The organism is Streptomyces sp. NPDC005195 (assembly GCF_040608315.1).
Classification (GTDB): Bacteria; Actinomycetota; Actinomycetes; order Streptomycetales; family Streptomycetaceae; genus Streptomyces; species Streptomyces kaempferi.
Genome location: NZ_JBEXHZ010000031.1, coordinates 65,095 through 72,135, shown reverse-complemented (window position 1 = coordinate 72,135; position 7,041 = coordinate 65,095). Strand labels below are relative to the sequence as shown.

4 protein-coding genes, 1 tRNA gene and 1 pseudogene are annotated in these 7,041 nt (G+C 71.5%); 3 read left to right on the top strand and 3 right to left on the bottom strand.

From position 1 onward, the window contains the following. The first annotated feature begins 322 nt into the window (after positions 1-322). The gene (locus tag ABZV34_RS26445) at positions 323-1,876 is read left to right on the top strand and encodes an aldehyde dehydrogenase family protein (RefSeq protein WP_356281426.1); all 1,554 of its coding nucleotides are present in this window, start codon (positions 323-325) and stop codon (positions 1,874-1,876) included. A 213-nt stretch (positions 1,877-2,089) separates the two neighbouring features. Here the strand turns inward: ABZV34_RS26445 and ABZV34_RS26440 are convergent. After that, positions 2,090-2,662, bottom strand: a pseudogene (locus ABZV34_RS26440) (LLM class flavin-dependent oxidoreductase); the annotation flags it as partial. Positions 2,663-2,727: 65 nt separating this feature from the next. Between ABZV34_RS26440 and ABZV34_RS26435 the strand changes: the two are divergent. Both ABZV34_RS26435 and ABZV34_RS26430 read left to right on the top strand, forming a co-directional pair. Next, positions 2,728-3,144 (top strand): MarR family transcriptional regulator, encoded by a 417-nt coding sequence (locus ABZV34_RS26435; protein WP_356281423.1) that lies wholly within the window; start codon positions 2,728-2,730, stop codon positions 3,142-3,144. Between the two features lie 252 nt (positions 3,145-3,396). After that, positions 3,397-3,484: transfer RNA gene (locus ABZV34_RS26430), tRNA-Leu, on the top strand. A 257-nt stretch (positions 3,485-3,741) separates the two neighbouring features. On the opposite strand, the gene ABZV34_RS26425 is transcribed toward ABZV34_RS26430, so the two are convergent. Both ABZV34_RS26425 and ABZV34_RS26420 read right to left on the bottom strand, forming a co-directional pair. Then, positions 3,742-5,814 (bottom strand): tetratricopeptide repeat protein, encoded by a 2,073-nt coding sequence (locus ABZV34_RS26425; protein WP_356281420.1) that lies wholly within the window; start codon positions 5,812-5,814, stop codon positions 3,742-3,744. After that, entirely contained in the window at positions 5,811-7,028 is a 1,218-nt protein-coding gene (locus ABZV34_RS26420) for a hypothetical protein (RefSeq protein WP_356281417.1), read from the bottom strand. Before ABZV34_RS26420 ends, ABZV34_RS26425 begins: the two co-directional genes overlap by 4 nt. Positions 7,029-7,041: the final 13 nt, after the last annotated feature.

Below are 7,041 nucleotides of genomic sequence, written 5' to 3'. Positions count from 1 at the left end.
GGGGCGGTGTGAATGTTCCACCCGCTCCGCAGCGAGCGCCTGCCGCCGCGGCCCTGCCCGGGGGGCCGCCGCGCCCCCCCCCCCCGCCCCCACCCCGCCCACCCCTCCCCGTACGGAGGGCGACCACCGTCGCCCTCCCCGTACGGAGGGCGACCACCGTCGCCCTCCCCGCGGACGCGATCACCGGCGCCCTCCGTGCGTGACCACCCTCGTCCTCCGCACGGACGCGACCACCCCTCGTGCGAGCCGATGGACCCTGCAGGTCCGGCACGAGCCAGGCACCTCCCGCCCCCGACTGTGCACCGAGAGCGGAGACATCCGAATGGCATCCACCCCCACCACCTCCCTGGTCCTGAAGTCCGGGACGTCCTGGGCCGACGCCTGGCAGCGCTGCCTCGCCGTCGCGCCCGAGGCGTTCCAGGAGGACCGGGTCCTCAACCTCTGGGGCACCTCCTGGCGGCCCGACGGCCGGGCACTGCCCGCCACCAGCCCCGTCGACGGAAGCCCCGTCGCGGGTCCGCCCCGCCTGGACGGCGCCACCGCCCAGCAAGCCGTACGCGCCTCACTCGACCGGCACCGGGCCTGGCGGCACGTCCCCCTGCCCGAACGCCGGGCCCGCGTCGCCGCCACCCTCGACGCGCTCACCGAGCACCGTGAACTGCTCGCCCTTCTCCTGGTCTGGGAGATCGGCAAGCCCTGGCGGCTCGCCCAGGCCGACGTGGACCGGGCGATCGACGGCGTCCGCTGGTACGTCGACGGCATCGAACCCATGGTCGAGGGCCGGAGCCCGCTGGACGGCCCGGTGTCCAACATCGCCAGCTGGAACTACCCGATGAGCGTCCTCGTCCACGCCATGCTGGTCCAGGCCCTGGCAGGCAACGCGGTCATCGCCAAGGCCCCCACCGACGGCGGCGTCGCCTGCCTCACCCTGGCCTGCGCGCTCGCCGCACGCGAAGGGATCCCCGTCACCCTCGTCAGCGGCAGCGGCGGCGAGCTGTCCGAGGCGCTCGTGCGCGCACCCGAGATCGGCTGCGTCTCCTTCGTCGGCGGCCGCGACACCGGCGCCGCCGTGGCCACCGCCGTCGCCGACCTCGGCAAGCGACACATCCTCGAACAGGAAGGCCTCAACACCTGGGGCGTCTGGAACTACACGGACTGGGACGCGCTCACGGCCGTCGTCCCGAAACTCTTCGACTACGGCAAGCAGCGCTGCACCGCCTACCCGCGCTTCGTCGTCCAGCGCGCCCTGTTCGACGAGTTCCTCGCCGCCTACCTCCCGGCCGTCCGCACCCTGCGGATCGGCCACCCACTCGCGGTCGAGCACCCCGACGACCCCTTTCCCGCACTGGACTTCGGACCCGTCATCAACGCGGCCAAGGCGAAGGAACTGGACGACCAGGTCGCCGAGGCCATCAGCCGCGGCGCGGTCCCCCTGCACCGCGGCAAACTGTCCGACACACGGTTCCTGCCCGGCCAGGACACCTCGGCGTACGTCCAGCCCGTCACGCTGCTCAACCCGCCGCCGTCCTCGCCCCTGCACCACGCGGAACCCTTCGGCCCGGTCGACACCATCGTCCTGGTCGACACCGAGGCGGAGCTGCTCGCCGCGATGAACGCGTCGAACGGAGCGCTGGTGGCGACCCTTTCCACCGACGACGAGGCGACGTACACCCGACTGGCGCCGCAGATCCGCGCGTTCAAACTCGGACGCGGCAAGCCCCGTTCGCGCGGCGACCGCGACGAACTGTTCGGCGGACTCGGCGCGTCCTGGCGCGGGGCCTTCGTGGGCGGCGAACTGCTCGTGCGCGCCGTCACGCAGGGTCCGGCGGAGGAACGGCTGCCGGGCAACTTCCCCGAGTACCAGCTCGTTCCGTGACCCACGGGCGCCGGTCGTACCGGTGACGGCGGAGCGGGCGGGTCCGTGTCCGGGGGTTGCCCGGTCAGGGGCGCCGCCCGCTCTCCGGCACCTCGGGCAGGGCTGGGGCAGGGCGAGCACGACGTGGTTCGTGCCGACGCCGATGAGGCCGGTGACCGCGGCCCGGGTGGCGGCCGGGTCGTCGTAGGAGACGACGACCTGCACCGACCGGGTGATCTCGCGGGGGTCGCGCCCGATCTCCACGCAGTGCGCGTCCAGTACCCGGCCGCGCCAGGCGACGAACTCCACGCCGTTGTGCGGTGGCCCGGGGACGTTCCAGAGGTCCGCCTGCTCGGCGACCAGCCGCAGCAGCCGCGTCCCCCAGCCTCCGATCAACAGCGCAGGCCCCGGCCGCTGCACGAGCTTGGGTTCGTTGGGGGTACCCCGGAGCTGGTAGTGACGTCCCTCGAAGTCGAAGACGTCCTCGGTCCACAGGTGCTTCAGGATCCCGACGGTCTTCGCGAGGCGGGTCACGCCCTCACCGGGCGGGACGAGCGTCAGCCGGTACGCCGCGTACTCCGCGACCGCCGGATTCTCGCCCGCGATCCCGCCCGCGCGGGGAGGCTGCCGGGTGCCGCCGACACCGATGCCCATCACGAGCCGACCGCCGGAGATCACGTCCACGGTCGAGGCGATCTTCCCGAGGACGGCGGGCGGCCGGACACGGTTGCTGGTGACGAGCAGCCCGAGCCGCAATAGCCGATCTTCAGCAGTCCTGACAAGCAGCGCTGGATGCAGTGTGGGCATGACCGGCGAGCAGCTCCCTGAGTCCTCCGCGCCCCCGTGTTCCCTCCACGCCTCCCGCGGCCCCCGTGCCCCTTGAGGCCCGGCTCGGCTATCTCCTCAAGCACGCACAGCAACGGCTGACGCGGGGATCCGCCGAGGCGCTGGCGCCCTTCGGGGTGGACGGGCACGAGCTGGCGGTCCTGGCGGTGCTCGCCGCCGAGTACCCGCTGTCGCAGGTCGAGGTGGCGGGACGGCTCGGCGTCGACCGCACCACGATGGTGGCGCTCGTCGACGGCCTGGAGGACCACGGGCTCGTCGAGCGCCACCGCAGCCCCCAGGACCGGCGCAAGAACATCGTGGAGCTGACGGCGGCGGGCCACGACTGCCTGCGGCGGGCCGAACTGGCCCGGCGGGAGACGGAGCGGCGCTTCCTCGCTCCACTGGGCGAGGAGGCGGGGGCCGCTCGTGCGGGCGCTGCGGGTTCTGGTGGTGGGGGTGGGTGAGGGGGAGGGGTGACGGCGTGAGGGGAGGATCGCCGGTCGAGTGCGTGCCGCTCGCCCTGGCGAGTCGGAGCGAGCGGCGTGGACTCTTGGTGACCGTTCCGTCACTCGAGGTGGCTGACGTGATCTACCCGCGCCCGACCCCGCACAGCCGCCCCCAGGGCCTGGATATGCAGGTGAAAGGCACCCTGAAACCTTGGTATTGTTGTCCATGTCGCCGCGGGGAACACCTCCCGGCCAGGCGGCGGACACCTGGTCCGGGTGGCGGAATGGCAGACGCGCTAGCTTGAGGTGCTAGTGCCCTTTATCGGGCGTGGGGGTTCAAGTCCCCCCTCGGACACCAGATACACAGTTACCGGTTGGGACCCCACTTCGCGTGGGGTCTTCTGCGTTCCCCGGGCCGGGACATGACCGACCGCGCGGCCACCGGACGGAATCGCCGGCGGCCCGTCGCACCAGCCCCGGCCGCACCTCGGTTCTTCGCGGGCCGCCCTCAGCGGGGAACCGGGCCGCCCCCAGCGGGGAACCGGGAGGACCGTCACTCCGGCGGCGTCACTCGACGTGGTGGACGCCCCCGCGAGGGGCGGGCGGGCGGTGGTCTCACCGGGCGCTGGACGCGGTGCAGAGCCGGCGTTGCTCCTGGAGTTCGGTGGTGTCGGCGTCCGGCAGGGTGAGCGCTTGGTCGAAGTCCTCGAGGGCCAGGTCCGGGCGGTCGCCGGCCAGGTGGGCGATGCCGCGGTTGAGCAGGATGTCGGGGTCGTCCCCGACGGCCTCGAGTGCGGCGGTCAGGTCCGCGACGGCCATCTCCGGGCGCGACTGCCGGAAATGCACCACGGCCCGGTTGATCAGTGCGGCCGGGTAGCGCGGATCCTTTGCGAGCGCTCCGTCGAAGGCGGCCAGAGCGCGGTCGAGTTGATCGCGTTGCAGGAGGACCGTGCCCTGCAGACAGAGGAGTTGGAGTTCTCCCGGGTGAAGCCTCAGTCCGGTGGCCGTGTCGGACTCGGCCGCGTCGAGATCGCCTGATTCCAGCAGCAGTTCCGCTCGGGCGATCCGGGTGTCGAGGTCGCGCGGTTCCATCTCGAGTACGAGGGTGAAGTCCCCGAGGGCCCCTGGGTGGTCGCCGACCTGCGCACGGGCGGTGCCGCGGTTGTAGTACAGCTCGGGGAACGGAGGCGCGAGCCGCACCGCACGGTCGTAGTCGTCCAGGGCGGCGTCGAAGTCGCCGCGGTCCCGCGAGATCCTGGCCCGCTCCGAGAGGTAGTCGGTGTAGTACGGGTCGATGTCGACGAGCCGGGTGTAGTCGGCGTGCGCTTCGTCCGGCCGGCCGAGCGCCACCAGCAGTCGGGCGCGGTTGTAGAGCAGTTGGGAGCGGTGCAGGGCCCACTGGTCGTCGTCGAGCCGCTCGTCGAGCCGGGTGATGCATGACTCCACGAGTGCCAGGGCGTGGTGCAGGTTGCCGCGGTGCATCTCGACGAGTGCCAGTCCGTTGTCGTGGAAGACGCTGTACGTCAGCCGCTCGGCCGGGTCCGGGAGGATTCCCGCGATGGCGACGGCGTTGTGCTGCCACTGGACGGCCAGTGCGTGGTCGCGGGGCTTCAGGAACCGGGTGTGCAGCATCGCGATGGCGTAACTGGTCATCATATGGATCTTGGGATCGGTGAAGCGGCGCAGCAGGCTCTGGTACAGCTCCATGGACTGTTCCAGGCGTCCGACCGGGATGCAGGCCGCGGCCGCTTCGCGGGTGAACTCCCAGTAGTCGTGTTCGTGCGAGCGCGGGTCGGTCAGGCCGCGGCCGCGCAGGCCGAGGTCGACCACGGCGGCGGAGAAGCCGGTGGCCACCGCGTGGCGCTGGGCCGCGAGCAGGGCGGCCCGTCCCGCGCCGGAGGGGTCACCGCCGTGTTCGCGGTGGTGGGCGAGGGCGCCCATGCGGATGCCCCATGTGGCCGTCTGTTCGAGGGAGTCGGCCCGCCGGTCGTGGAGGCGGGTGCGGGTCCGCGGGTCGGTCCGCTGGTATCCGCCGAGGGCGCGGGGGTCGTCGTCGGTGCAGTCGCCGTCCACATAGACGGCGGCCCAGTCGTCGGGGGTCCGGTCTTCGACCGGCTGCTCGGCGGTGCGCGGGACGGGCAGGACGGTCACGTCGGCCAGAGCGTCCTGGAGCTCGTCGGAGAGCGTGTCGCGGGTGGCGGAGACGACCACGCGCAGCCGGCGCGGGTCCGCCCGGCGCAGAAGCAGGGCGATCAGTTCCTGGGTGGTGGCCTCGGCGGCGTGCGCCTCTTCGAAGGCGATCTCGAAGACGGTGTCGCTGTGGATGCGCCGGGCGTACTCCAGCAGGAAGCCGACGATGCCCTGGCTCATGCAGCGGACCCAGCCGGCGCCGAAGAAGCGCGTGCGTTCCTCGTAGGGAGCGTCGTCGGCCAGGGTGCGCGGTGGCGGTCCGATGAGATGGGCCAGCTCGGGCATCCCGTACAGGAGTGCCACGCGATGGTCCTCGACCAGGTCCGGCCAGCGCCGGTAGGCCTCGGGCAGCACGGCGCGCAGCACCGTGTCCACGCCGGTGTAGGGACCGCGCAGCCGCTGGTGGCAGCGGACCACGAGAGCCTTGCCGGTGTGGGCTGCGATGGTGCGCAAGCGGTCGTCGCGCCTGTCTCCGACGATCCGCAGATGGCCCGTCATGCGAGTTCAACCTCCGGTGAAGAGGACGTGAGGGAGTGGGCTGACTTCTTGTTCCGGCGTTTCCTGCGGGACAGCACGACGAGTGCGACGATCTGGGCCACGTTCATGCACAGGGACAGCACAGCGTCCCAAAAGGCCGCGTCCACGCCGCCGGAGCCGAGGGCGCGCCCGGCAATGCTGACGTAGTTGACCGTCACGGGGACGCTGACGAAGACGGTGATCGCGGCGAACGCGCCGTATCCCAGGACGATGAAAGGCCCGTAGAACGTGCCGACCCGGCGGTCGCGGGGCGTCCATTTCTCCTCGTCCACGATACGGTCCGGACGATTCATGGAACGCCACACGCGATTCTTCATCAGGGTCATGCCCGCGTCGTGAAGGTCGTAGCAGTTCCAAGCGGTGGCCGCCACATAATAGAGATCGGTGCGCAGATAGAGCTGGAGCTGCCACAGGATGCGCACCGCGACCGTGAATGCCAGTCCGAGACAGAGCCGCCCGGCCGGCGAGAACGATCCGCCGGAATTCCGGGTCAGATCCGCGACGAGCCCGAGCGCCGCGAAAACGACGCCGTCGCAGACCATTCCGGCGAAGAACGGGAGATAGCGCTTCGCCCTGGGAACGCTGAGCAGCCCGTTGATCTGGGTTTCGGCGACGATGTACGTCAGACGGTTGCTCACAGTCAGGCGCGTGGGCAGACCGAGACGCCGGCCGGCGAGAATGTGGAAGCCCTCGTGCAGCAGCAGAAGCGGCACCTGGCCGAGGGTGATGACCAGCTGGACCACGAGCAGGGAGTGCGTGAAGAAGATCTGCCCCGGATGCGGTGTCAGGTCCGGCCGCGCGGTCGCCGCCCACGTCCAGCCGCCGACCACGGCGCCGTACAGCACCCAGGCCGGCGGAGAGAAGGCAGCTCGGCCCAAGCCGCGCAGACGTACCCGCGGGGCGGGAGCGGCCGGCCGTGCCCGGTCCGCCTCGTCGACGAAGCCGAGCTCGCGCAGAGTGGTGACGAAATCCGGGAGATCGGCGTCCTCTCCGAACGTGGTCTCGTACCAGTCGGCGGCGGCGTCGGGTGTCATTCCCCGCATGAGCTGCCGCAGCAACTCCGCGCCGTCGGCCGGGAAAACCGCGTAGGAACCGGTGTCGAGGCGGCCGACCACCACCTCGTCGCCTTCGGGAACGAAACTCAGTTCGTGGAAAACGAGGCCGTCACCGGCCACAGACCCTCCTTCA